This window comes from Flavobacterium sp. HTF (assembly GCF_003105115.1).
Classification (GTDB): domain Bacteria; phylum Bacteroidota; class Bacteroidia; order Flavobacteriales; family Flavobacteriaceae; genus Flavobacterium.
Genome location: NZ_QETH01000030.1, coordinates 1 through 24,639, shown reverse-complemented (window position 1 = coordinate 24,639; position 24,639 = coordinate 1). Strand labels below are relative to the sequence as shown.

Here is a 24,639-nt window from a genome sequence, read left to right as displayed (position 1 = left end):
TTATTGCTTTATTATAAATATTGGCCGAATTTGAAAACGACCAAATATCATTGTTAAGTTTTTGTTAACATTGACTTGGTCAATAGCTGGTGGTTCTGCTATTGTATTCGATAAAGTTTTAATTGAATGACTGCCAGCGTTGGTGGTTTCTTGCTGTTTTACTGGTCATATACAAAGATACTTCTGAAAGTATATTCGACCCAACCCCCAATACCAACTTTTTTTAAAAATTTTTCAAAAAGGTATCATTTGTCGTTATACACCCTTCTCCTTCTCTTTTTCCTTATTAACAACAAATGATACCTTTTTTGAAGACTTTACAATGACCTTGCTTGACAGTATAGTTCTTTTAAAAACTATATGGGTATCCCAAATAATGGAGAAAAAATAATACTACACTTGTGTGCAGACCTTGGAAGTGATACAAGATTCTTCAAAGAAAGTGATGATTTTAAAGTAATAATGGTTGGTGAAAGTATTGGTGTTGAAAATTATGTTCCACCAAAAAATGTATATGGTGTTGTAGCCAATCCAGTTTGTACACAACTTTCAACAGCAAGCGGTTTTCACAAGCAAAATGATGTGGATAAAGGTATGTTTCTGGTGAATCACTGTATCAGAATTATCAAGGAATGTAATCCAAAATGGTGGGTCATTGAAAACCCCGCAAATGGTCGTTTAAAAGACGTTCTCGGCAAACCGAACTACGTATATCAACCGTGGCAATTCGGGTCACCTTGGACAAAGAAAACAGCTCTTTGGACTGGCGGTGATTTCGTGATGCCAGACCCGATTTACAATAGTTGGGCTGACGTGCCAAAAAATGAGTTTCTGTACGTTAGACCCAATCGACCGAAGCCAGCTTTGGCATTTCTGCACAAGAGTGCCATCAAATACATTCCAGAATTTGAACCCTTCAAGTCATTTGTCAAAAATGATGCTGATTTTCGTTCACTATGTTCACAAGGCTTTGCACAAGCAATGTTCGTGAGCAATAGTACAATTTAAGTTGTGTTGAAAAAGGTATCATTTGTTATTATACATCTTTCTCTCTTTCTTATTAGAGACAAATGATACCTTTTTGTGCTTTACATTTTGTTGTGGAGAAAGTATCATTTTGATATGAATCAAATACAACAATTTCAATCGAATTATGGCCTAATTGCCGACGGTATTATAGGTAAAAAGACACTTTTAAAACTCAAAGAAGTATTGAAAATACAGACCAATGAAGATTTATCACACTTCATCGGCCAAATAGCTCACGAAACTGGAAATTTCAATTCAGATACTGAAAATCTCAATTATTCAGCAAAAGGATTGATAACAACCTTCAAGAAATACTTCCCAACAACCGATTCAACAAAAACCTTCGCAAATCAACCAGAAAAGATTGCTAACAAGGTTTACGCTAACAGAATGGGTAATGGAAATGAAGAATCTGGTGATGGTTTCAACTATCGTGGTCGAGGTGCATTACAATTGACTGGTAAGGCTAACTACAAGTTATTCTCAGATTATGTTGGCGAAGATTGTATAAAAAGTCCGGGATTAGTTTCAACAAAATACTTCTTCGAATCGGCCAAATTTTTCTTCGACAATAATAAGTTATGGAACTTAACAAAAACTGTTGATGATGCTTCAATTACCGTTGTTTCAAAAAGGGTAAATGGTGGTACAAATGGTCTTCAGGATAGAATCGCCAGAACAAAACACTTCTATCAATTACTTCAATAATCCCTAACAATAATTAGGTACTGCTTTACAAGCAATCATTGTGTAAGTACTATTCAGTTATATGATAGGAACAATACACATTAATGGCGTAATCGGTGAGGATACAACTCTACTTGATGTAATAAAACAAGTTAAATCACAATCAAAAGCAGAATCATTTTTAGTAAAGATAGATTCACAAGGTGGTTATGTGGATGCTGGAAACGATATCTACAATTATTTAAAAAACTTATCTCAATCAATCACAACATATACGACGCGTGCATACTCGATTGCTAGTGTGATTTTTATGTCTGGTGATAACAGAATTATTCCAGATGGCGCTGAAAATGCATTGATGATTCACTTGCCTTGGTTAGAAGCTGCTGGCGATTACTCAACGCTAAATGAATATTTGGGAGAATTAAAAGCGACAGAAGATAAACTGGTAAAATTCTATGCTGAAGCACTCGATTTAGATAAGGATACAATTCACTCATTACTTAAAAGTGAAACATATTTAAGTGCAACACAAGCAATTGAATTAGGCTTTGCAACACAACTTCAAGTTGCACCGAAAGCGGTAGCCATATTACACAATAACAAAGAAGAAAAAGAAGAAAGTTTAATGACTAAACTAAACAAAAAAATTGATGCCTTAATGAATCTGGTATCGAAAAAAATTAAAGCTGAATTGGTTCTTCAAGATGCAACAGGTGTTGAACTTGTTTTTCCTGATTTAGATGCTACAGAAGTACCAACAGTTGATGCAAAAATTGTGGTTGACAACAAACCAGCAGAAGGTGAATTTATAATGCCTGATGGGTCAACAATCATTGCTTCAAATGGTGCAGTAAGTGAAATCAAAACTGCTGAAGAAGAAGTTCCTGCTGATGAACCAGAAACAGAAGAACCATTGGCAAAAGCTGAGATTATCAAAGAAGTTGCAAAATGGGAAATCAATGTAAACAATACATCTTTTGAAGTTGGCGAGATTTTAAAATATACCTACGAAGAAGTTGAGTACAGCGTGTCGGCTGGAGAATATGAGCTAACGGACGGTAGTAGAGTAATTGCCGATGCTGACGGGAAAATCGTTGAAATCAAACAAGCAGTTACAGAATCAGAAACTGATGAAGCACCAGTTGACGAACCAGTTGAAAGCAACAATGAAGACATTGAAAAATTACTTGGTATCATTGAAGTAATGGCTCAAAAGAATTCTGAATTGGAAACCAAATTCCAAGCATTAGCAAAAAATATTGGTTCAGAGTTCAAAGCATCAAATACAAAAGAAAATAAAACAAACGTGAAATCATCTGCTGATAACACAAGCAGAGCATTTCAAATATTAACCTCAAAAACAAAATAACATAAGGAAAAAAACAAAAACAAAAAATGGCATATAATGTAAGTCAATTGGCTAACTATACGGAAGAACAAAATTTTCCAATCTTAAAAGCTTCAATCTTAGGAGCAAAAACAGCCTCTTTATTCCAATTGCAGACAGGAATTAAATCAAGTTCTGCCATCAACTTAATGGATGTTGATGTTGTATTACAAAACGATTCAGTTGGTAGTGATGTTGCTGGTGGTGGTGATGTGAAATTTTCACAAAGAATGCTTAGTGTAGCTCCAATTGCTGTTCGTGAATTCTTCGACCCTAAAGTATTAAATCAAAAATATACGCAATCACAAATTAAAGCAGGTTCTGCTGATGACGAAATTGTATTTGAAAAAGAAATTGTTGATGCTGTGACAGATAAAGTTGCTGCAATAATGGAAAATGCATTATGGAAAGGTGATACAACACTTACTTCAAATTCAAACTTAAAACACTTTGATGGATACTTAAAATTAATCAATGCATCAACAGGTGTAACATCAACTACAGCTGCAACATTTACAACTGCAAATGCTATTGCAAGCATTGACTCATTATATGCATTAATCCCAGTTGAAGTATTGGATGCGGAAGATATGTGTGTTTATATGGGGAGAGATTACTTCAGAACATATACAACTGCATTAAAAACTGCAAACTTATTCCACTACAATGCTGATTCAAGTGATGGAGAAATCACAATTCCTGGCACGCAAATTAAAATCATTGCTTTAAACGGATTAAACACTTCTAAAACTGTGGTCGCTGGTAGAAAATCAAACTTCTGGATTGGAACTGATTTAGAAGGTGAAGAAGATAATGCTTCAACTGTGTACATCGATGCAATTGAAAAAGTTAAGATGAAAATCGCTTTCAAATATGGTGCTCAAATCGCATTCCCACAAGAATTAACAGTATTAAAAGTAACTGCATAATTAAAGTAAAGAACTGGGTGCTTACTAAAAGCACCCAAATCTTTAATAATAACGAAAAAGAAAAAAGATGAAATAAAAATATGTCTTGTATAAATAAATTAACTGCCAACATAGCTTATGATTGTAATGCTACAAACAGAGCTAAAGGTGGTTTAGAATCAAAAGCTGTATTAATCAATACAGTCGATATTGATTTAACTGCTCTTACTCAATCAGGTGCAACAGTAACAAACTTAACATTGAACGCTGGCGCAACAGGTTATGAAATTGGTTGGATTAAACAATTGGGGTCAACTGCTAGTGAGTTCGCAGTTAATGATGGCCTAGATACGTTCTCTCACTCATTTGCTTGTAGAGTATTTGGTCAGGGTTCAGCAGATGCCGAAAGAATTAAAGAATTATCTCAAGGTGAATTTGTGGTTGTAGTTGAAACGAAATATAAAGGAACTGGTAATGTAGATAGTTACAAAGTGTTTGGAATTGAGAATGGATTAAAAATGTCTGAAGGTTCATTTACTTCTTTGGAGAATGACGGTTCATTCTTATTTACACTTAAAAGTGTTGAGAATTTTGGTGAATCATATCCTTACAAAGTTTACTTAGAAGGAACTTATGCTGCTTCAAAAGCAAAGTTCGATGATTTGTTTGCGAGTGAATAAATTTCTTTACAAAGAATGATAACAATAGTATAATTAAGGGGTAGATGGTGTATAGCTATCTACCCCTTTTTATTAAAAATAATTAAATATGGAAAAACCAAAAAAATCTTGTTGCACTTCAAAATCGAAACCCAAAGTGGAAAAAATAATCGAAAAAACAACAAAAGAATATAGTTCAAATTTCAAATTAAGAGCGGATTTAGGTGTTTCAAAAATATCATTTGCTGATGGTCAATTTATAACAATTGATGAAGCACCAGACAATACTTGTATTGGTTTTTTAAAAGCAAATCCAAGCCGAATATCAATGTTTGAGAAGTATCCAGAAAATTGGAAAGAATTAATAACGAAAAATGAAAATGAAAATGAATAGTGAGGATAAAATTAGTTGACCTAGACAACAGATTATCGGTAAAATATAACAAGCAAGATGGCATTTATAATTGGGGAGATGATAACGCATATCCGCAATTGGTGAAATCACTAATCAATTCAAGCGTTACTGCAAAGCAATGTGTTGATTTAAATTCGAAATACATATATGGAAAAGGATTTGAATTTGTTCAAAATATAACTAATAAAAATAGCCTAATAATCAATAAAAGAGGTCTTAACATCAATCAATTGCTACGCATTGTTAGCCGTGAATTTTCGGAACAAAATAATATCTTTTTACACGTTAATTATAATGCATTATATGAAGTAAGTAGTGTTGATTTACTGACTTCTGAGGATGTTAGAATTGGAAAAAGTGATTCAACTGGTTATTCGGGGAAATTTGTTGTTTATGATAATTGGGATAAATCAAAATCAAAAAAAATTGAAAAAAAAGATTTCATTTTAATTGATAAGTTTAATCCATCGCCAGCAATTATAGAAGCGCAAGTTGAGGCAGCTGGTGGTTGGAATAAATACAAAGGACAACTTTTACATATAACTGCCGATTTCAATGAATTATATTCATTATCAGATGTTGATTCAGTTTTATATGATGCAGACTCAGAATATCAAGCATCAGTTTTTAAAAATTCAGGTCTTAGAAAAGGTTTTTTTGGAGCTAAATTATTTGTTACCAAACCATTTACAGATGATATGGAACGAAGAGATTTTGAAAAAACTATCAATGACTTAAAAGGTTCTGAAAATTCATCAGGTGTATTATTACTTGAAGCTAATGGCCAAAGCGATGTTCTTTCTGAGCATATGCTAATTCAAAATATTGATTCAAATATTGATGATAAACAATTTGAATCAAGTGAACAATCTTCAGCAAAAAATATTAGAAAAGCCTTTGGTGTTCCATCAATCTTAATCGAAGATGGGGATAATTCTATATTCGGACAATCTGGTGAATTGTTAAAAGAAGCTAAAAAAACGCACTGGGAAAACAAAGAAGAAGAGAGAAATATAATAACGGATACTTTCCAATTATTGTTTTCAAATTTTCATACACCAATAAATCCATTTAACAATTGGAAAATAACACCAATAATCCAAATGACTCAAGTAACAAATGAATAATTTATTAACGCCAGAACAAATACAATCCTTTAAAGATATTGGTGAAAAAATCGATGTTAAGAAGATTAATCCAATTATTGAACAAGCACAAACCGTTGATTTAAAATCGACACTTGGAGACCGTTTTTATTTTGATGTTTTAGCGAATAAAGATAATCCTGATTATGCGCCACTATTTAGTGGTTGTTCTTTCACGTATTTCGATATAAACTATTATCAAGATGGATTGAATTCATTATTAGCTGATTATTTTATGTCAAAATATGTGCTTCAAATAAACACAAACTTCACACCTTTTGGTGCAACAATTAAATTGGGAGCAAATGGTGAACCAGCTGATAGGAATTCACTAAAAGATATCAGTACTCAACAATTACAGTTGGCTGGTTCGAGATGGGAAATCATTTATTTATACCTAAATGCAAACCCATCATTGTTTCCAAATTGGAAAAATAACATATATAGTTCTGAATCAGCACCAGCTGGCGATAGAACATTTAGATTTCGCAAAATATAAATGCAAGTAATACAAAATATCAATTCAACAAGTTTTACTTTAAATGGCTTAAAATATGTAAAAAACTTTATCGTAATTAAACAGGGCACTACTAACATTGCCATACATAATTACTTTGATACGAATTTTCAATTAATGCCTAGCACACCTTTTAATCAAGTGCAGGTAAATGGCAGTATTTATTCAAGCCAAAGTCAGTTGATGTCTGTATTAGCACCTCTATTGTTTATAAAAGATGGTGGTTCAGGTGGTGGTGATGTCGAATCTGTGAATGGAAAAACGGGTGTTGTAATATTGACTAAAGATGATTTAGGATTATCAAATGTGGATAATACATCTGATGCTGATAAACCTGTTTCTAATGCTACGGCAAATGCCATCCAATTCCAACCTCAAGGGACTAGTGGAATCAAATCAAAACATTCAAATAATATTGCATCAGGAGATTTTTCATTTGCGGTTGGTTTTGAAGCGGAAGCTCAAGGAAATACATCATTAGCACAAGGTTTCAAAGCGAGAGCCATTGGTGATAATTCAGTAGCATTAGGTACAAATGTAATTGCTCAAGGTTATCAATCAACAGCTTTGGGTGTCGATTCTATTGCATCAGGATTTGGCTCAACTTCTATGGGTTCAGGTTCAACGGCTTATGGTTATATCGCGATTGTTGGTGGATATGGTAATGAAGCATCAGGAACAACGGCTGTTGCTTTAGGTGAGAAAAACTTAGCTCACGGTCATTATTCATTTGCCGCTGGTGCACAAAACCAAGCTCTTGGGGATTATGCTGTCACAATTGGTGGTAGAAATATCGCAACAAATGTTCACGCAAAAGCAATTGGACAAAGTTCTTCAGGAACTGGTTACAATTCACTAGCTACAGGTTATATTACATTAGCAAGTGGTGAAAATGCATTTACGGCAAACGAAGCAACAAAAGCTAGTGGTGAAAACTCATCAGCTTTTGGTTACTTGTCTCAATCTATTGGTTTTGCTTCACACGCTGAGGGTCAAAACACAAAATCTCAAGGTAATTATTCACACGCAGAAGGTTATCAATCAGAATCTCAAGGTTTAGCTTCACACGCAGAAAACTATTCTATTGCTTCAGGTGATTATTCACACGCTGGTGGTTACCAATCAGTAGCTAGTGGAAATCAATCATTTGCTCACGGTTCTAATAACGTTGCTATATCACCTAATTCAGTTGCCTTTGGTATTAATACTAAAGCAACAAATGGATTTGCATTTGCGGCTGGTAATTCAACAACAGCATCAGGTTCATCTTCAACTGTTTTTGGACAAAATTCAATCGCTGGTGGTTTCGTATCGACTGCTATGGGTTCAGGTACATACGCTAAAGGAAATTATTCAACATCAACTGGTATTGATACACTTGCTGAAGGTAATGCCGCATTTGCAACTGGTATTGGTTCTAAAGCGTTAGGTGGTTATTCATTTGCTATTGGAGGTAATAACGTTGCTTCAGGTGCTGCTTCATTCGCAAGTGGTGAAGAATCTAAAGCTAATGGTTATAACTCATTTGTTCACGGTTTAAATTCACAAGCTAATGCTGATTTTTGTATTATATTAGGTTCAAATATTACTGGTAATTCTCAAAACGTTACATTCGTTGAAGGATTAAATATAAAAAATGTTCCAACTGGTGTCAGCCTTAATAACTTAGGTATCGATGCTAATGGTCGTGTTGTTGTAGGTTCTGCTGGTTCAGGTGGAACTGGAACAAACTATTGGTCAGCTGGTACTGGTGCTAACTCATTCGTTACTGTAAACTCAAATTCAACAGCGGCTGGTGATTATTCATTAGCAATTGGTAATGGTTCACAGGCTAACGGTTATACTTCTTATGCAGAAGGTTTTGAAACTTTTGCTCAAGGTAACCAAGCTCACTCAGAAGGTTCAACAACTCAAGCGTTAGGAAACAACTCACACGCTGAGGGTAACTTAACATCAGCGATTGGAAGCACTTCTCACGCAGAAGGTTTCAATTCAATTGCATCAGGTGATACATCACACGCTGAAGGTCGTAATACTCTTGCTGGTGGTTCATATAGTCACGCAGAAGGTATAAACGGTCAAGCTTTAGGTTACGCATCACACGTTGAAGGTCAGAACACAAAAGCAACAGGTACAAACTCACACGCAGAAGGTGTAGCAACTGAAGCTAATGGTTTTGGTTCACACGCTGAGGGTAATTCAACTCAATCAAACGGTAATGGTTCACACTCAGAAGGTGGTGAAACAATAGCACAAGGTGATTTTTCACACGCTGGTGGTTTACAATCTCAAGCAAGTAGTGTTGGTTCATTTGTTCACGGTAGTGGTTCAACAGTTACTGGTGATTGGAGTGTTGTTTTAGGTAATGGAATAATTGGTGGATTCGATAACACAACTCACGTTGATAGATTAAATATTAAAAGATTTGGTACAGGGACACTTGTTGCTGGATTAGCAATAGATTCTAATGGACAAGTGATTACTGGTTCAACTTTATTAAATAATATTTGGTCTGCTGGTACAGGTGGTGATTCTGTTGTTCAAAGTAATACAGGTTCAAAAGCTTCAGGTCAACACGGTGTTGCAATTGGTTCAGCGACTCAAGCAATTGGCCAAGATTCATTCTCACAAGGTTTATTATCTAAAGCAATTGGTATTCGCTCAGTTGCAATGGGTGATTCAACGGTTGCATCTGGTTCAAGTTCATTTGCTATTGGTTATAATGCGCAAGCTATTTCACCAACAGCATTTGCTACAGGTCAAAATACAATAGCTAATGGAAACACGTCAGCGACATTTGGTTCAGGAACTCAAGCCAATGGAAATTATTCATTTGCACAAGGTGATGGAACTAGAGCTAATGGTTACGCTTCACATTCTGAGGGTTATAGTACAAGAGCTAACTCTGATTTTTCACACGCCGAAGGTGCAAGTTCAATTGCTTCTGGACAATCATCACACGCTGAAGGTAATACAACAATAGCCGGTGGTGTTGGTTCACACGCAGAGGGTAATGCTACATATGCAAGTGGACAAACAGCCCACGCTGAGGGTACACAATCTAGAGCAGAAGGTAATTACAGCCACGCTGAAGGTTTAGTATCAATCGCTAGAGGACAAGGTTCTCACGCAGAAGGCTCGCACACACTTGCAAGTGGAGATTTCTCACACGCACAAAATGCTTATGCTAATGCCACTGGAATTTATTCACACGCAGGCGGTTATGTAACTTATGCTAACGGTTTCGCTTCATTCGTTCACGGTAGTGGAAGTACAGCAAACGCTGATTTCGTAAACGTATTAGGTAGAAATATTACAGGAAATACGGCAGATACGACATATGTTGACCAATTAAATATTAAAAGATTTGGTGCTGGAACTTCAATTGCAGGTTTAGCAATTGACATAAATGGAAATGTTATTACAGGAACGACTGGTGGAAATTTCTGGAAAGCAAGTTATGGTAGTAACTCACTTGTAGCAATTGAAGGTGGAAGTTCTGCACAAGGTTTCAATGGTACTGCATTTGGTAGTAGTAGTGAAGCTAACGGAAATTATACTGTTGCATCAGGTATTGGTTCAAAAGCTAATGGTTTCGCTTCTAATGCAGAAGGTAACGGAACACAAGCTAATGGAACATCATCACATTCGCAAAATAATTTTACAGTAGCTGGTGGTCACTTCTCTCACGCTGGTGGATATTACTCTCAAGCAAACGGAGTCGGTTCATTTGTTCACGGTTCTGGGTCTACAGCGCAAGCTGATTATTCAATGATATTAGGTAATAATATCACAGGAACAATCGCTAATACCACTTACGTTGATAGATTCAACATTAAAAGTGTTGGTACAGGAACTTCAGTTTCTAACTTAGGTGTTGACGCATCAGGTAATGTTGTTGTTGGAACTTCGGGTGGTGATTCAGGCTTAACAAATACTAGTCCAGTTGGTGTTATTCCATTTACAAGTGATGTTTTAGGGAATATGTCAGGTAGTAACATTAGTTTTTTAGCTGATAGAACTGTTGTAATAGGTCAAATAATTGAAGAAACTACAATTCTTGACCAAGGATTTGAAAGTGGAACTATTGCTCCATTAGTTTCAACAGGTGCAACACCTTGGTTTATCCAATCAGCTATAACATATAATGGCAATTATGCATTAAGAAGTGGTGCTATTTCTGATAATGGAGTAACAGATGCTACTTTTACAATTACACCAGTATATGATTGTTATCTTTCATTTAGATATTATGTTGAAGCTGAGAACGGTTATGATTATTTCAGATTTTTAACTGGTGGTAATGAACAATTCAGAACAAGCAACACATATGGTTATTGGGAATCATATACATATTATATGTCATCTGGTTTTACTTATGATTTTACGTTTCGTTATGATAAAGACAGTGGTAGCTCATCAGGAATAGATGCTGTAATTATTGATGATTTAAAGGTTACCCAACCCGAAATTTATAATGGTGATGACATCAAGGCTAAAAAACTAATAGCTCAGGCAATTAGTATTAAAGACGAAAATGAATATCAGACAATAGAAACTACAGCTGGTGGAGGTTTACAAATTGTTAGAAATAGTAATGATTCAGTTGAAGCTTTATATGTACGTGGAGCAGGTGCTGGTATTTATATCAGTGCTGGTGGAACAGCTTTAAGAACACAAAGCAGTGGTAATTATGGTATTGACTTAAATCTTTCAAATTATGTTTTTGGTGGTCAAAGGGGTATAAGAATTCAATCACAAGCTCAAGCTTCTGATTCATTCGCTCAAGAAATTAGACATACAAGTGCTGGTAATGGTTTAAAGATTAATAATACTTTAGCAGGTACGGGTATTCCTTTCCAAATTACTAAAGGTGATGTTGTTAAAACAAGAATACTTGATAATGGAATTATTGAAGGTACTGCTTTGGTGACAACTCAAGAAGCACCGACACAAGGTGTAACTTCTGGTACAACAGGTCAAATAATAGCAACATCAGATTACATATATGTTTGTGCGGGTGGTACATCTTGGACAAGAGCAGCTCTATCAAGCTGGTAAAATAACATAATATTCGACCTATGAGTGAATAAAATTAATGATTAAAAAATTGAAAATAATAACAATATGCGTTTCGATTATCGGAACGTTTTTAACCCCAATAGCTGGTTTACTTTGGTTGATGATGCTTTTTGTCTTGCTTGATACAGCTTTTGGAATATATGCCAGTATCAAATTGGAAGGATTAAAATCTTTCAAATCACATAAACTTTTCAATATAGTAGTGAAGTTATTTTTTTATATGATGACGATTATAATGTCATTCCTTATAAACAAGCATCTATTAAATGAAACGCTTTTTGGAATCAAATATTTAATACCAAAAATTGTGACAGCTTTATGGATTTACATTGAAATAAAATCGATTGATGAATCTTCAATTAAGTTAGGAAACAAATCATTCTGGGTTTTATTAAAGGAAATGATTGAGAAATTAAAAGGAATTAAATCTGATTTAAACGAACTGATTGAGGATAAAAAAGATAAAAAGGATTAAATTAAAAAACCACCTGAAAATGGTGGTTTTTTATTTGTTATAATTCGAAACATCAGGTTTCATTTAATCAAAATGGTAAAATTCCTATTCTATCATTAACGGTTATGTTGATGTCCCAAAAGTCAAAATTCATTTTATGTTCACTAGATATCGTTTTGTAAATAGCTTCAGCTTTAGAATCACAAGTTACAAAGCAGTTAATGCTTTCCTCAATTGATGCTTGAGCAAAGAGTTTAGTATCATTTGGTATAATACTTCTTAAATCAGTACTTATAGCACCATTCCTTTTATGTCTAAATACGATTTCAGCAAAACCTCCAGCAAGATGTGCGTGTGGTAAATTGAAGTTAATTATCTGTAAATTTCTTATTGGAATATCTTCAAAATCTCCTCTTACACAATATTCTGCAATTGAAATAGTAGATATCTTCATTACTATTTTTTCCTTTAGAAAATATTGAAAATATCCCAATGCATTTTGATGTAAATCACTGGTGTTGTCTAAAAGTTTAATTAGGAAACACGTATCGATTAGTACTGCTTTAAGCATCGTAACCTCCTCTCATTTCATCAAGCCACTTATCACTATCAAAACCTTGCCATTTTGGTGTAGCATTTTTTATGCAGGAATTTAAATATTCTTCATCATAATTAGAATCGTATGAAATTAGTTCCAAAAACACAATTGATGATTTATCTATTTCCCCAGTACTTGCGTGCTGTTTCGTTTTAATTCTTGCACCAAAATTTCGATAAAGTGGATTGCCATCTAATTCTTTAATTACATCTTTAGATACTTGTATAGTTAGTGCACCATATTCTACGGTATCCAAATGCAAATTTGGTTTCGTTTTACCGCCAGCATCTGTAAGTTCTCCATACACATATAGTTCAGTCTCTACAAAATAATCCTTTGTTATAACGAATTTAGTTTGCGGGTTGATTTCTAATATTACAGAGTCAGATTCTGAAGAACTTATTTCAAATGTATAATTTTTTTGATAAGCTACTTTTTGAATTATCTCTATCGCCTTGGCTGTTTGAGGTTCTAAATGTTCGGTAGATTGTGCTTCTTGTACACTAGCAAATATTGCGGTAGATGATATTACAGCTTGTACAGTTGTTTTAAATTTATTCAATACAGAACCTTCACCCAATTCATATGTTATAAGAGGGCGATTTTTTTGATTAGGGTACAATATATCTTCAATGTTTGCCAAAAGACCAACAATTTCTTTTATATCGTAGTTAGACGGAGTTAGCTTTTCTCCTTTTGCCTCACCTAATACACGTATAACAAGTGTACCTGTATTTTCCATTTACTAGCAATTATACAACAAAATTTTGTTTTGGAGTAAAAATGGAGTTAATTTTTTGAAAAACAGTTATATCACGATTTCTTTTCGTGCTTTACAAACAACCGTAACAATAGTATTATTAATGTATAAACACAATAATATGAGTGATGGAATAGAAAAAAGGTTAGCTGGAAGACCTTTTAAAATGCAAGAGTGGGTTTTCGAATTAGTAAATATTTTAAGTGAAGAAGACATTCTTTTCTTATCAGATAAAGACCTTGTATTCTTAGTAAATCGAAGATTGCCAGAAGAAAACCAAATATCAATGTCAACATTTGAAAAATGGAAAGCTGGAAAATATGCTCCAAATGAAGAAGTCGGAAAAGAGTTTGTCGGATGTATTAATCTCGCATTAATAAGACAAAAACAATTGCTTTCCAAAAAGATGATGGAAGACAATAACGGACAGTGGACTAGATATGCTTGGATTATGGAACGCAAGTTTACGGAATGGAATCTCAAACACATTTCTGAAAATAGAAATGAACAATCAACTGTAATTAATATACAAGCTGGTAATGAAGAGCAGAGAAAATTAATTGACAACCTTATCAACGCTGATTTCGAAGAAGTAAAACCAATCCAACTATCAATATCAAAAGAAGTTAAATCATTAACCGATAACGAAAAAGAAGATGAATTGCCGTTTTAATGATTACACCAACAACTGCTTTTACAAAAATCGCAGAACTACAAAAACCAATACGATGTATTCAAGGTGGAACGTCTGCTGGTAAAACATATTCAATACTACATTACTTAATACTTTATGCATTAAAGCGTAATGTCTTAATATCAGTTGTTGCTGAATCAATGCCAGTTCTTAAACGTGGAGCTTACAAAGACTTTCAAGACATCATTATAAAAATGGGTCTATATGATGAAAAGTTTCACAATAAAACAGATAGAACCTACCAGCTAAATGATTCAACGTTTGAATTCTTTTCTGCCGATGATTCAACAAAATTGCGTGGTTCACGTCGTGATATTCTTTTTGTAAACGAAGCAAATAATATCTCATTTGAAGCATTTCAGGAATTAAATATTAGAACAAAAAAGTTCACATTCCTTGATTATAATCCAACAGCCCCATTTTATGCACACACAGATTTAATAGGACAAGATAATGTCGATTTTCTGATTGTCACGTATAAAGACAACGAATTTTTAGATTCTAAAATTGTAACTGAAATTGAGACTTGGAGAGAAAAAGCATTAACTTCTGAATATTTTGCAAACCGTTGGAAAGTAATGGGATTGGGTCAGCTTGGAATTCAATCTGGTGCAATTATTACAGATTGGACAGAAGTAGATTCAGTTCCTGTAAATGCTGAGTTACTTGGTTCGGGTCTGGATTTTGGTTTTACCAATGACCCAACAGCATTGGTTAGCGTTTACCGCTATAATGGAGAAGTAATAATTGATGAAGTCGTTTACCAAAAAGGTTTATTAAACAGTCAATTAGTTTCCCTTATAAAATCCAGTACTGCAAAGAATGCTGTAATCTATGCTGATTCGGCCGAACCAAAATCGATTGCCGAATTAAAGTATTACGGTCTTACAGTATTGCCAGTTATTAAGGGTAAAGATTCAATTCATTACGGTCTTCAACTGATTCAAGAACAACCGCTTCGTGTTACTTCCAGAAGTGTAAACTTAATAAAGGAACTTCAAAATTACACGTGGTTAAAAGATAAAGAAGGTAATTCAACATCAATACCTATTGATACATACAATCACATAATCGATGCATTAAGATATTTTTTCTTAATGAAATTCAGCAAGAAAAGCACACACTTCAATTTGAGATGGAAAAGATAATTAACTACAAGATAAAAGACTTCTTTCAGCTTCAAGATGAATTAATTATTGCTGATTACCTGAGCATTCTAGATTGTTTAAATCCATTGAAAGAAATTAAAAACCCAAATTATAAATGGTATAAAAGAAACTCTAAATTTCTACAGGTTAAAGCTGTACGATTGCTAACGTTCGCAGAAGTGACTGAAATTAGAAACAATTTTAACCAACCATCAATTGAAGGTATTATTGATTCAATTAAAATAGTCACTCGCTTGACAGATAAAGACATTATGAACTTTACAATAATACAGTTTTACGGTATTATTTCATATATCAAAAGTGAGTTAATGGACATAACAAATATGGAAGCTAACGAACTGACTGATGATTCATTTGATATAAATGTTGAAGCTGTGAATGCTAAACAAAGAATGGGAAGATTCGGAGTTTTAAACGCCATTGATACATTGGCCAAAGAAGATATTCTTCAATGGGAAGCAATTGAAAAATTACCATATATGACTGTTTTAACCAAGTTAATAATGGATAACGAAAAGAATAAAATTCAACAAGAAATTGCTGAGTTGCAGAGAAAAAAACAAGTTAAAAATTAATGTATGATTTTTTAAAGAGTATTGCGATTGATAATGACTGGGTATTTAAATATGCACCATCCGATTATCAAAATTTATACAGTGAATCAACGGTGGACAAGGTTCATTTATTTATTGACCCAATTACAATTGAAAGCCGATTCTCGGATTCAGGAGTTGAAGTACAAACCTTTTCAGGATATTTTATGTTGCTTTTTTCATCTGACGTTGATGAAGATTACACCACTAAATACGAAACCTACATCAAGCCATTAATCACTACTGGTACACAAGTTATCAAAGATTCATTACTGTGTGCTGATATACAAGTCAACAAGTTTCAATTAACTGAAGTAATCAACAGATTTGATTTTAATCTGGATGGAATTCTGGTTAACTATAATATCATATTACTTGATTAAAAATGAATATTGAAGATGAGAATCAACGTATTGTAATTGAAGAAATGGAATCGATTAAGGCCGATATACTGACAGTTTATAATGCTTCTGGCAAAAGAACTTCAGGTGAATTTGAACAAGGCTTAGAATTAAAATATGAGCCAAATAAAGCCAGTCTTTTAGGTTACGAATATTTGGCTGGTCGTAGAGGTGGTAAGATGCCACCGATTGAAGCCATTGAAAAATGGCTGACCCAGAAAGGGATTAAACCAATCGAATCTGCAATGAAAATTTCAACACTTGCTTATTTAATTGCTCGAAAGATTGCGAAAGATGGAACTCGAAAAGAATCGCAATTGATGATATACAAACAGGTTATCACACCTGAAAGAATACAAAACATAATGACAAAAATATCTCAGATAAATGTTCAATTATTTGTTTGGGAGCTTAACCAAATGTTAAGCAGTTTAGAAGAAAATCAATGATAAATTTTACCAAACAACCTCTAACAATAAATCCAGCGTACAATGATTCAATAATAGAATATACATCAACTCTAAAAGGCGTAACGTATTCTAATATCTATGTTGGCACTAATTTGTTTAAAACTTATCCTGTTGCTGGAATCTTCACTTATAACTTCAAACCAATTGTATCAGTTCTAATTAATAATAATAGATTTCAAGATTCTATCATTCCCGATTTCACTAACGCTTATGTGTATGAAGACAATACGCTAAACTACAATTTGCAACCAGTTATTCGTGTGTACAATAATAACACATACGAAGAAACTATTCCAAGCTGGCAATTTATTAAGTCGGTTGAACAATTAGTTGGATACCGTGAAAAATCTGAGGTAGAAAAATCAATTAGAATTCTATTGCCAACGAATAATAAAACAGATTATTTTCTGCCATACTTTGAGGGATATCCGAATGACTTTGCCATTTACGGTATTCCAGAAGGTGCTACATATAATTTTAAAAATGTGACCACAATTAGTGAGTCACCAACCTTTACGGCTGAAACATTTGGAACTCATCGGGTTTATTTATCTGATGGAGGACAAAATGAATTTGCATCAAATTTCCTTGGATTATCAACAACTGACAACCTTGTCGAATTGTGGGTTAATGGAAGCTTTAATTCAAATATTACTATCAAACGAAATAATTCAAGATGTGGTGTTTATCTGAAATGGTTTAATAATACAGGGTCGTATTCATATTGGTTATTTGACCCAATTTATACTGAAACAGTACAAACCAAAACACTAGATGATTTAAATGGTGAGTGGGATAATTTACAGAATGTGAGTGCGACAAGTCGAATTGCTGGTAAATCCGCAACCAGAACACTTAAAATTTCAACCAGATACACTTTACAGGAAAAAGAATATATCAATTCTATTTTGACTAGTCCAATGGTTGAAATGTATGTTGATGACAAACCTTTTAGCAAAACCGACGTGAACAAATTCGTTGGAGTTACTATCACTGATGGTTCAACTCCAAGCACTAATAAATCCACAAATAACAAATTGGATTTGACAATAACATTACCAGCTATTTACACCCAAACAATATAATGTCATTAATTGAAAGAGAAAGACTTTTTATAAACGAAATTGAAATTGAGCTTGCAACTGATGAAAGTGCCTTCGCTCGAACACTTCAGGTAAATGATTTGGTTAATATCGAAAACCGTCAGACCAATTTCACAAAGAATATCAAAGTGCCTAAAACGCCAAAGAACATTCAAACATTTGACTGGCTTGGTGTATCGGGTAATGTATCACAGTTCCCTTATCAAAAGAACATTGCGAAATATATGATTGGCAATGAATTTTTAATTTATGATGGTTGGGCATTAGTTAACCAAACGGACGGTTTCTATAACATCAGTATTTACGATGGTGCAATTGATTTATATAAGGCAATTGAAAACATAACGCTTGCTGATTTATCAATTAATGAAATTGACCACACTAAAAACATTGAAAATGTTATTGCATCATTTGGTGATGACTTGAAGTACAAATACATAGTTGCCGATTATAATGGACAATCACAATATTCATCAACTGGTGGCACATTGAACGATACAGTAAATATAGATTATTTAGTTCCGTCAACCAAGATTGGGTATCTGTTGGATAAAACATTTGAATATGCAAATGCGACTTATGACGGAAGCATCTTTAATACAGATGATTTTAAAAACACGTATATATCTTATCTAAGGAAAAATGACGGCACTGAAGTAAATCAAGTAATTTACAATGGTTCGGGTGAACACTATTCTTATGGTGGTGCTATACAGCCGAATATTGTAAGTGTTAAACATAACGTAACAAGCGGTGTTACGGGTGGCGGTTCATTCGATGCTGATACAATTGGTTTCACAGTTGATTCTTCAGGTATATATGAAGTATCATATTTCTGGTCAATCTTTGCAGACGTTGATTCAGGCAGTTATTTCTATCAAAATCTAAGACTTGTTCCCAAAGTATTAGTTAATGATACATTCTATTATCCACTTTCATTTAGTGATAGTGAGATAAGTGGAAGTACGCAAGTTCCAATGAACGCTGGTGACTCATTTAAAATAGTTGCAACAACTTCAGCTGGGAATATTTTGTATCCTTTAAGGTTCGGTATTAGTGATTCTATGATACCAATACCATTGTGGTTTCATCTTCAGTACAAGTTTGTATCGACAAGTTCTGAAACTTCCAGAAAGGCATTGGGTGAATTCAAAGTAAAAGAGTTTCTAAACGAAATACTTTGGAAGTATGGATTGACGATGTATAAAGATAAATATAGAAACCATTACACATTCAAAAACTTATCCGAGATAATAAACGAAAACAATACTATTGATTGGTCAGATAAATTCCAATCCGTAAGTAGTGAATCATATTTATACGGCACTTATGCGCAGTCGAATCAATTAGCACTTAAATATAATTCGGATAATGTTAACTATGATGACGGCTATATCACGGTGAATAATAAAAATTTAAATGATTCGAAAGTAGTTATTCAATCCAAGGTTTATGCTAAAGAAGAAGACAAAACTTCTAATCTGGGATACGAGTCAAATTTATACAAGTATTGGGATAAGGAGATTAACGATGAAGGTGAAGTAAATTATAAATCTTTATCGAGCAGGTTTTATTGGATGACATACACTAATAAAAATTATCCTGCTGGAAAATGGTTTGGTTCACAGTCACAAGCAACAAGAGCAAAAGCTTATGTTGTTCCAGAAGAATCAACTACTAATCAATCATTTAATTACACCGTAAGTAAATACTATAGTGAGTTTAATAAAATTCTGGACAATGCGAAGATTGTTACAGCTAATGTATGGCTGACTTACCTTGATGTGATTGATTTTGATTTTAGCAAATTGTATTTCATAAAACAGTTAGGTGCATATTTCTTAGTAAATAAAATCATCAACTTTCAACTAAATAAAAGTACAAGCGTCGAATTAATTCAAATTGATAATCCACTAAGTAGTACGGGAGTTCAACCACCTGCACCATTAAATGCAACAGCAGTAACACCTTATCAAGATAGTAGTGGCTTTTACTTAACATATGAAATATTAATAGAAGACGGATATACCCAACTTGAATTGGAAGCAACTTTTATGCGAATCAATGGGACTATGACAACCATTGAGAACATTACCAATGTCGGAAACCTGTACAAATTTAGAACTGGCAGAGTTGCAACAACTGCTACTGGTGGAGGGATTCTATTAGATGCAACAAGATTTAATTTCTTCAATGTCTATAATAAGATAATGTCAAGCGGTGCTGTACTTTATTTTTCACCAAGTCAGGTCAGTTCAAATGCACCAAAGGAAATACTTCTTGAATCAATCTACGAGTAAGGAACACAAACAATAACATAAAAAGATAATACTATGAAATAGAATGGCAAACCAAGTAGAGGTTCTACAATTGGATATCAACACGTCAGCACTGATTGCAAAAATGACTGCAACACGTGCTGAAATTGATAGAATAAAACAATCTCAAAAAGAATTAACCGCAACAAATCAGCAGTCAACTGACGCATTCACAAAGAATGAAGTTGAACTTAAAAGATTGCAAACACTTTACGGACAACAAAGAAATGTTGTCACACAATTAAATACTTCAACCAACGCATTCGCAAACGGAACTGAAGCTTTGACTGAAGCAATTGATAAAGAAATTGTTTCCATAGATGCCGCAACTGAAAATAATAAACAGCTAAAGGCAATTAGAAATCAGCTTAATACAGCAACGGAAGAAGGAGCACAAGCCCTTGCCGAAATCAATAAAAAGATTGATGAGAACACGGCTTTTATTAAAGCTAACGTAAGTGCCGCTGAACAACAGAAGATGGAAATCGGTGCTTATAAAGACCAGATTAAAGAAGCCTTTTCAGAAATGAATATCTTCAATGGTGGCCTTGTAGGTTTTATTGATAGAGCTAAAGAAGCTGGTGGTGTTGCACCATTACTTAAAAATGGATTTGGAACAATAACAACAGCTATCGGTGGAATGATAAAAGCTTCACTTGCATTTATTGCTACACCACTTGGTGCCGCAATCGCTGCAATCGCTGTTGTTGTAGGGTTAGTTGTTGGAGCGTTTAAGTTTATGTCTGCTTCAATGAATTCAACAGAAGCTGGTTCACAAAAGTTAGCTAAAGTAACAGCAACTATTACTGGTATTTTCAGAGGTTTATTCAATGTTATTAAACCCTTTGGTGAATGGTTAGGTAATGCATTCGTTAAGTATTTCGAAACTGCAATTGCAATTGCTGAGAAAGGCGCACGAATTATTTCAGCTGGTTTGAGAATGATTGGCGCAAATTCGGCCGCTGCTGGAATTGATAAGTTTACAAACTCCGTTAAGCAGGGAGCGAAAGCTGCCGCAGACTTGGCTGTTGCCGAAGGAAAGCTTGCAACAATGCAACGTAATTCCCAGAAGATACAATTGGATTATCAAAAGATAGCTGAAAAATTAAGACAGCAACGTGATGATGAAAGCAATTCAATTGCAAAGAGAATGCAGATAAACGAACAGTTAGGCGCAGTACTAAAAAAACAATCATCAGCCGAAATGCAGATTGCAAATCAGCAACTAAAAGTTGCCAACTTAAGAATTGCCGCAGAAGGAAAAACAACTGAAGCACTGAATGCAAAGTCCGAAGCTGAAACTAACATTAGTGATATCCAAGAACGTATCACTGGACAAGAATCTGAGCAGTTAGCAAACTTGAATTCATTAAGAAAAGAAGCCACTGATAAAGCAAAAGAAATTAATGATAAGAGAGTTGCAGACCATCAAAAAGCGGTTGATGCTGTCATACTAAAGAACAAGGAAGAACTTGATTTATATGTTGCTCAAGAAGGAAAGCTAAAGAAAACAATGGCAGAGCAATTGGCCTTTGAAGAGTCTTTAAAAGATAAGAAACTTGCCAATCTTAAAGCTGAATTTGATGCTGGAAAAATCTCCAAGACAAAGTATGAAACGGACAAGCTAAATATAACAAACGAATTTGCTCAAAAGCAAATTGATATTGCTGTTGCAAATGCCGATAAAGAACTTGAATTATTTATTGCAAATAATCAAACAAAACTTGACAACAGCAAATTTATAAGTGATGCAATATATCAACAAGAAATTGATAGATTAAACAAGATTTCAGAAGCAGAAGCATCGGCTCAAACAACCCGTTTGCAGAACGGTTTAATATCTGCTGAAGAATATGCGATTGCAATTAAAGCAATCGATGACAAATTCTACGCTGATAAAAAATCAATCGATTTACAAAGAGAAGAAGAAGCGAAACAAAAGAAAGAACTTGATTTACAAAATAAGATAGTTGCAGATGGTGAAGCATTTGCATTTGATTTAGCATTACAAACAGAACAAGAAAATCAACGATATCAAGCAGAACTTCTTTCAGCTGAGAAAACTGGTGCAGATGTTGATTTAATAAAACAAAAGCACGCTACGATTCAAAAGGGAATTGAAAGAAGTGTTCAAGAAAACAAATTACAATTAGCTTCTGATACACTTGGAAACCTTGCAACAATCTTAGGTAAAGAATCTAAAGCAGGTAAAGCAATGGCAGTTGCCCAAGCTACAATGGACACATATAAAGCTGCAACATCCGCTTACTCAGCAATGGCTGGTATTCCAATTGTTGGACCAGTATTAGGAGCTGTTGCCGCAGGTGCCGCAGTTGTTGCTGGTATTGCTAACGTGAAAAAGATTACATCAACAAAAGAAGCTAGTGTTCCAACACGTGCTGAAGGTGGAGCAATACCAACATTGAGAAATGGTTTAATCAATAATGGTTCAAACGTAGTTCCGTTATCAAATGGTGATGATACACTTGCTTATGTTAAACAAGGTGAGGTTATTCTAAACCAAGAACAACAAGCACGAGCAGGTGGTCACAGATTCTTTCAATCAATCGGAGTGCCAGGATTCGCAAACGGTGGTTACGTTGGTGCGCCAAGCTATTCACAAGCCAATGCAAGTTATTCAATCGACTATGAGAGGTTGGCCACTTCGATAGCAAAAGCTAATTCTACATTGCCAGCACCAGTAGTTAATGTGACTGATATTACATCTCAACAGAATAGGGTTCAGGTAATTGAAAACTACGCTAACCTTCAATAATAAAAACAACCTTCAGTACCTAAAAAATATTGAAGGTTTTTTATTTAAATCTGTCTTTTTTGTTTTTCACAAGTATTTATATGTAAAGAAATATATGAACTACGAAAAACAAATCATTAACAAAAAGTACTATCAAGACTTATCAAAATTTGAAAAATTAACGAAAGAACAAATCAAAGATTTATACATCCTAATAAATCAAAACGATTCAATGGCATTGAATAAACTAATTACATCTAACCTTAAATTGGTAATTCATTTTGCTAAACAATATAAATCAGTATTACAAAAATCAGATGCGATTGAATTAGATGATTTAATTAGTGAAGGTAACATTGGATTGATAGAAGCAACCAGAAGATTCAACCCAGATTTAGATATTAAGTTTTCATATTATGCCAGTTTCTGGATAAAGAAAGCAATAAATGAATTCATTATAAAGGCAGGTAGTACAATCAGAAGTCCGCAAAGCAAATTAATGTCTGATAAGAAGATTGCGAAGGCTATAAATGTATTATACCAGAAGAACCAATATGAAGTATTTGAAAACGATATTGAAGCGTTAAATCAATTCTCTGAGTCTGAAATTAATCATTACTTCTTTTCTAAACCAAACACGGTAAGAATGGAAAATGAAACCGATATAAATTGCCCGAACGACATTGAAGAACACGACAATGCTGATAAGAAAAAGAAGCTCAGATATAATATGAAATACCTTAACCCACAAGAAAGAAATGTCATTCAGATGCTTTTTGTTGATACTAATGATGAAGGTGATTGTAAGACCACACAGCAAGTAAGTGAAGAATTGAATCTAACCAGACAAAGAATAAACGAAGTAAAACTAAATGCTCTAAAAAAACTTAAAGAAAGAATGGCCTAGTTTACTGGTCTAAGATATAATAACAAAACAAAAAACAACATCAACTTAAAAAATGAACAGATATGAACTGCTAAAAAAAAACAAATCAATAACATTTCAATTCGTAAAGAATGGAATCCTGTCATATATAATATTAAGAGATATTGAAATATTTGAATCGTACAATTCAATTGAAGATAATATCACCAAGGAATTAAAATACATTATTCTGGCTGAGCAATACGAATTATCGGTTAAAAGAATTGAGCAAATAATATATAATATGCAATCTGTAATAACTTAAGATTGCATATTAATTTTTTCAGGCTATTTTATTGCAGTTATAATAGCTTTGTATTTACCGATAATAGGGTTACGTGTATGAACATCTTCTATAACTAAATTATTGTCAGAATCTAAAGACATAACATTTTTATATATACAAAAAAATTCAGTTGGGTATTTTTGTGGAGGTAAATCACAATCTAATTTTATGTTACCATCATCTTCACCATAACCGCTTAAAGATACACTTGCATCACACCCAATATTTTGTTGATTATTTGCTGTTGTAATATCGAATTAAAAAGTAAAATTTATATTTTA

At 33.8% G+C, this 24,639-nt stretch carries 21 protein-coding genes; 19 read left to right on the top strand and 2 right to left on the bottom strand.

Annotated elements, in window-relative coordinates:
• Positions 1 to 360 precede the first annotated feature (360 nt).
• The 10 genes from DCO46_RS23065 (at position 361) to DCO46_RS11095 (ending at position 12,307) form a co-directional block, all read left to right on the top strand.
• The gene (locus DCO46_RS23065) at positions 361 to 1,008 is read left to right on the top strand and encodes a hypothetical protein (protein WP_207784966.1); all 648 of its coding nucleotides are present in this window, start codon (positions 361 to 363) and stop codon (positions 1,006 to 1,008) included.
• A gap of 114 nt (positions 1,009 to 1,122) precedes the next feature.
• The gene (locus DCO46_RS11135; protein WP_116752630.1) at positions 1,123 to 1,737 is read left to right on the top strand and encodes a glycoside hydrolase family 19 protein; all 615 of its coding nucleotides are present in this window, start codon (positions 1,123 to 1,125) and stop codon (positions 1,735 to 1,737) included.
• 61 nt (positions 1,738 to 1,798) lie between these two features.
• Positions 1,799 to 3,088 carry a Clp protease ClpP gene (locus DCO46_RS11130; protein WP_116752629.1) on the top strand — a complete coding sequence of 430 codons (1,290 nt, stop codon included), beginning with the start codon at positions 1,799 to 1,801 and terminating at the stop codon, positions 3,086 to 3,088.
• 47 nt (positions 3,089 to 3,135) lie between these two features.
• On the top strand, positions 3,136 to 4,035 hold the full coding sequence (locus tag DCO46_RS11125; protein ID WP_124019558.1) for a hypothetical protein: 900 nt from the start codon (positions 3,136 to 3,138) through the stop codon (positions 4,033 to 4,035).
• Positions 4,036 to 4,115: 80 nt separating this feature from the next.
• Positions 4,116 to 4,694 (top strand): hypothetical protein, encoded by a 579-nt coding sequence (locus DCO46_RS11120; RefSeq protein ID WP_116752627.1) that lies wholly within the window; start codon positions 4,116 to 4,118, stop codon positions 4,692 to 4,694.
• Between the two features lie 88 nt (positions 4,695 to 4,782).
• Positions 4,783 to 5,067, top strand: coding sequence for a hypothetical protein (locus tag DCO46_RS11115; RefSeq protein WP_116752626.1), 285 nt, complete (start codon positions 4,783 to 4,785; stop codon positions 5,065 to 5,067).
• Complete coding sequence (locus tag DCO46_RS11110) at positions 5,067 to 6,215, top strand: hypothetical protein (protein WP_116752625.1); 1,149 nt, start codon at positions 5,067 to 5,069, stop codon at positions 6,213 to 6,215. The genes DCO46_RS11115 and DCO46_RS11110 overlap by 1 nt, the downstream gene beginning before the upstream one ends.
• Positions 6,208 to 6,732 (top strand): hypothetical protein, encoded by a 525-nt coding sequence (locus DCO46_RS11105; RefSeq protein WP_116752624.1) that lies wholly within the window; start codon positions 6,208 to 6,210, stop codon positions 6,730 to 6,732. Before DCO46_RS11110 ends, DCO46_RS11105 begins: the two co-directional genes overlap by 8 nt.
• On the top strand, positions 6,733 to 11,811 hold the full coding sequence (locus tag DCO46_RS11100) for a beta strand repeat-containing protein (protein WP_116752623.1): 5,079 nt from the start codon (positions 6,733 to 6,735) through the stop codon (positions 11,809 to 11,811).
• A 49-nt stretch (positions 11,812 to 11,860) separates the two neighbouring features.
• Positions 11,861 to 12,307 carry a phage holin family protein gene (locus DCO46_RS11095; RefSeq protein WP_165828916.1) on the top strand — a complete coding sequence of 149 codons (447 nt, stop codon included), beginning with the start codon at positions 11,861 to 11,863 and terminating at the stop codon, positions 12,305 to 12,307.
• Positions 12,308 to 12,374: 67 nt separating this feature from the next.
• Here DCO46_RS11095 and DCO46_RS11090 read toward each other — a convergent pair whose 3' ends face one another.
• Both DCO46_RS11090 and DCO46_RS11085 read right to left on the bottom strand, forming a co-directional pair.
• Positions 12,375 to 12,857 carry a hypothetical protein gene (locus DCO46_RS11090; protein ID WP_116752621.1) on the bottom strand — a complete coding sequence of 161 codons (483 nt, stop codon included), beginning with the start codon at positions 12,855 to 12,857 and terminating at the stop codon, positions 12,375 to 12,377.
• Positions 12,850 to 13,626 carry a hypothetical protein gene (locus DCO46_RS11085; protein WP_116752620.1) on the bottom strand — a complete coding sequence of 259 codons (777 nt, stop codon included), beginning with the start codon at positions 13,624 to 13,626 and terminating at the stop codon, positions 12,850 to 12,852. The genes DCO46_RS11090 and DCO46_RS11085 overlap by 8 nt, the downstream gene beginning before the upstream one ends.
• A 139-nt stretch (positions 13,627 to 13,765) precedes the next feature.
• Between DCO46_RS11085 and DCO46_RS11080 the strand changes: the two genes are divergently transcribed.
• From DCO46_RS11080 to DCO46_RS11040, 9 genes are all read left to right on the top strand, one after another.
• On the top strand, positions 13,766 to 14,317 hold the full coding sequence (locus tag DCO46_RS11080; protein WP_124019557.1) for a hypothetical protein: 552 nt from the start codon (positions 13,766 to 13,768) through the stop codon (positions 14,315 to 14,317).
• Entirely contained in the window at positions 14,317 to 15,486 is a 1,170-nt protein-coding gene (locus tag DCO46_RS11075; protein ID WP_116752618.1) for a PBSX family phage terminase large subunit, read from the top strand. The genes DCO46_RS11080 and DCO46_RS11075 overlap by 1 nt, the downstream gene beginning before the upstream one ends.
• Complete coding sequence (locus DCO46_RS11070; RefSeq protein WP_116752617.1) at positions 15,474 to 16,082, top strand: hypothetical protein; 609 nt, start codon at positions 15,474 to 15,476, stop codon at positions 16,080 to 16,082. Before DCO46_RS11075 ends, DCO46_RS11070 begins: the two co-directional genes overlap by 13 nt.
• Positions 16,082 to 16,483: a hypothetical protein gene (locus DCO46_RS11065; RefSeq protein ID WP_116752616.1), complete on the top strand. Its 402-nt coding sequence runs from the start codon at positions 16,082 to 16,084 to the stop codon at positions 16,481 to 16,483. The genes DCO46_RS11070 and DCO46_RS11065 overlap by 1 nt, the downstream gene beginning before the upstream one ends.
• Before the next feature lie 2 nt (positions 16,484 to 16,485).
• Positions 16,486 to 16,950 (top strand): hypothetical protein, encoded by a 465-nt coding sequence (locus tag DCO46_RS11060; protein WP_116752615.1) that lies wholly within the window; start codon positions 16,486 to 16,488, stop codon positions 16,948 to 16,950.
• The gene (locus tag DCO46_RS11055) at positions 16,947 to 18,056 is read left to right on the top strand and encodes a hypothetical protein (protein WP_116752614.1); all 1,110 of its coding nucleotides are present in this window, start codon (positions 16,947 to 16,949) and stop codon (positions 18,054 to 18,056) included. The genes DCO46_RS11060 and DCO46_RS11055 overlap by 4 nt, the downstream gene beginning before the upstream one ends.
• Complete coding sequence (locus DCO46_RS11050) at positions 18,056 to 20,374, top strand: hypothetical protein (protein WP_116752613.1); 2,319 nt, start codon at positions 18,056 to 18,058, stop codon at positions 20,372 to 20,374. Before DCO46_RS11055 ends, DCO46_RS11050 begins: the two co-directional genes overlap by 1 nt.
• 43 nt (positions 20,375 to 20,417) lie before the next feature.
• The gene (locus DCO46_RS11045; RefSeq protein ID WP_124019556.1) at positions 20,418 to 23,168 is read left to right on the top strand and encodes a hypothetical protein; all 2,751 of its coding nucleotides are present in this window, start codon (positions 20,418 to 20,420) and stop codon (positions 23,166 to 23,168) included.
• Positions 23,169 to 23,379: 211 nt separating this feature from the next.
• Positions 23,380 to 24,054 carry a sigma-70 family RNA polymerase sigma factor gene (locus DCO46_RS11040; RefSeq protein ID WP_165828914.1) on the top strand — a complete coding sequence of 225 codons (675 nt, stop codon included), beginning with the start codon at positions 23,380 to 23,382 and terminating at the stop codon, positions 24,052 to 24,054.
• Positions 24,055 to 24,639: the final 585 nt, after the last annotated feature.

Excerpts from the sequence above, each read along its gene's own strand:
- DCO46_RS11085 (WP_116752620.1), bottom strand. The coding sequence starts at position 13,626 with ATGGAAAATACAGGTACACTTGTTATACGTGTATTAGGTGAGGCAAAA.
- DCO46_RS11080 (WP_124019557.1), top strand. The coding sequence starts at position 13,766 with ATGAGTGATGGAATAGAAAAAAGGTTAGCTGGAAGACCTTTTAAAATG.
- DCO46_RS23065 (WP_207784966.1), top strand. The coding sequence starts at position 361 with ATGGGTATCCCAAATAATGGAGAAAAAATAATACTACACTTGTGTGCA.
- DCO46_RS11040 (WP_165828914.1), top strand. The coding sequence starts at position 23,380 with ATGGCATTGAATAAACTAATTACATCTAACCTTAAATTGGTAATTCAT.
- DCO46_RS11120 (WP_116752627.1), top strand. The coding sequence starts at position 4,116 with ATGTCTTGTATAAATAAATTAACTGCCAACATAGCTTATGATTGTAAT.
- DCO46_RS11070 (WP_116752617.1), top strand. The coding sequence starts at position 15,474 with ATGGAAAAGATAATTAACTACAAGATAAAAGACTTCTTTCAGCTTCAA.
- DCO46_RS11100 (WP_116752623.1), top strand. The coding sequence starts at position 6,733 with ATGCAAGTAATACAAAATATCAATTCAACAAGTTTTACTTTAAATGGC.
- DCO46_RS11050 (WP_116752613.1), top strand. The coding sequence starts at position 18,056 with ATGTCATTAATTGAAAGAGAAAGACTTTTTATAAACGAAATTGAAATT.
- DCO46_RS11045 (WP_124019556.1), top strand. The coding sequence starts at position 20,418 with ATGGCAAACCAAGTAGAGGTTCTACAATTGGATATCAACACGTCAGCA.
- DCO46_RS11130 (WP_116752629.1), top strand. The coding sequence starts at position 1,799 with ATGATAGGAACAATACACATTAATGGCGTAATCGGTGAGGATACAACT.
- DCO46_RS11060 (WP_116752615.1), top strand. The coding sequence starts at position 16,486 with ATGAATATTGAAGATGAGAATCAACGTATTGTAATTGAAGAAATGGAA.
- DCO46_RS11135 (WP_116752630.1), top strand. The coding sequence starts at position 1,123 with ATGAATCAAATACAACAATTTCAATCGAATTATGGCCTAATTGCCGAC.
- DCO46_RS11090 (WP_116752621.1), bottom strand. The coding sequence starts at position 12,857 with ATGCTTAAAGCAGTACTAATCGATACGTGTTTCCTAATTAAACTTTTA.
- DCO46_RS11075 (WP_116752618.1), top strand. The coding sequence starts at position 14,317 with ATGATTACACCAACAACTGCTTTTACAAAAATCGCAGAACTACAAAAA.
- DCO46_RS11065 (WP_116752616.1), top strand. The coding sequence starts at position 16,082 with ATGTATGATTTTTTAAAGAGTATTGCGATTGATAATGACTGGGTATTT.
- DCO46_RS11105 (WP_116752624.1), top strand. The coding sequence starts at position 6,208 with ATGAATAATTTATTAACGCCAGAACAAATACAATCCTTTAAAGATATT.
- DCO46_RS11055 (WP_116752614.1), top strand. The coding sequence starts at position 16,947 with ATGATAAATTTTACCAAACAACCTCTAACAATAAATCCAGCGTACAAT.
- DCO46_RS11115 (WP_116752626.1), top strand. The coding sequence starts at position 4,783 with ATGGAAAAACCAAAAAAATCTTGTTGCACTTCAAAATCGAAACCCAAA.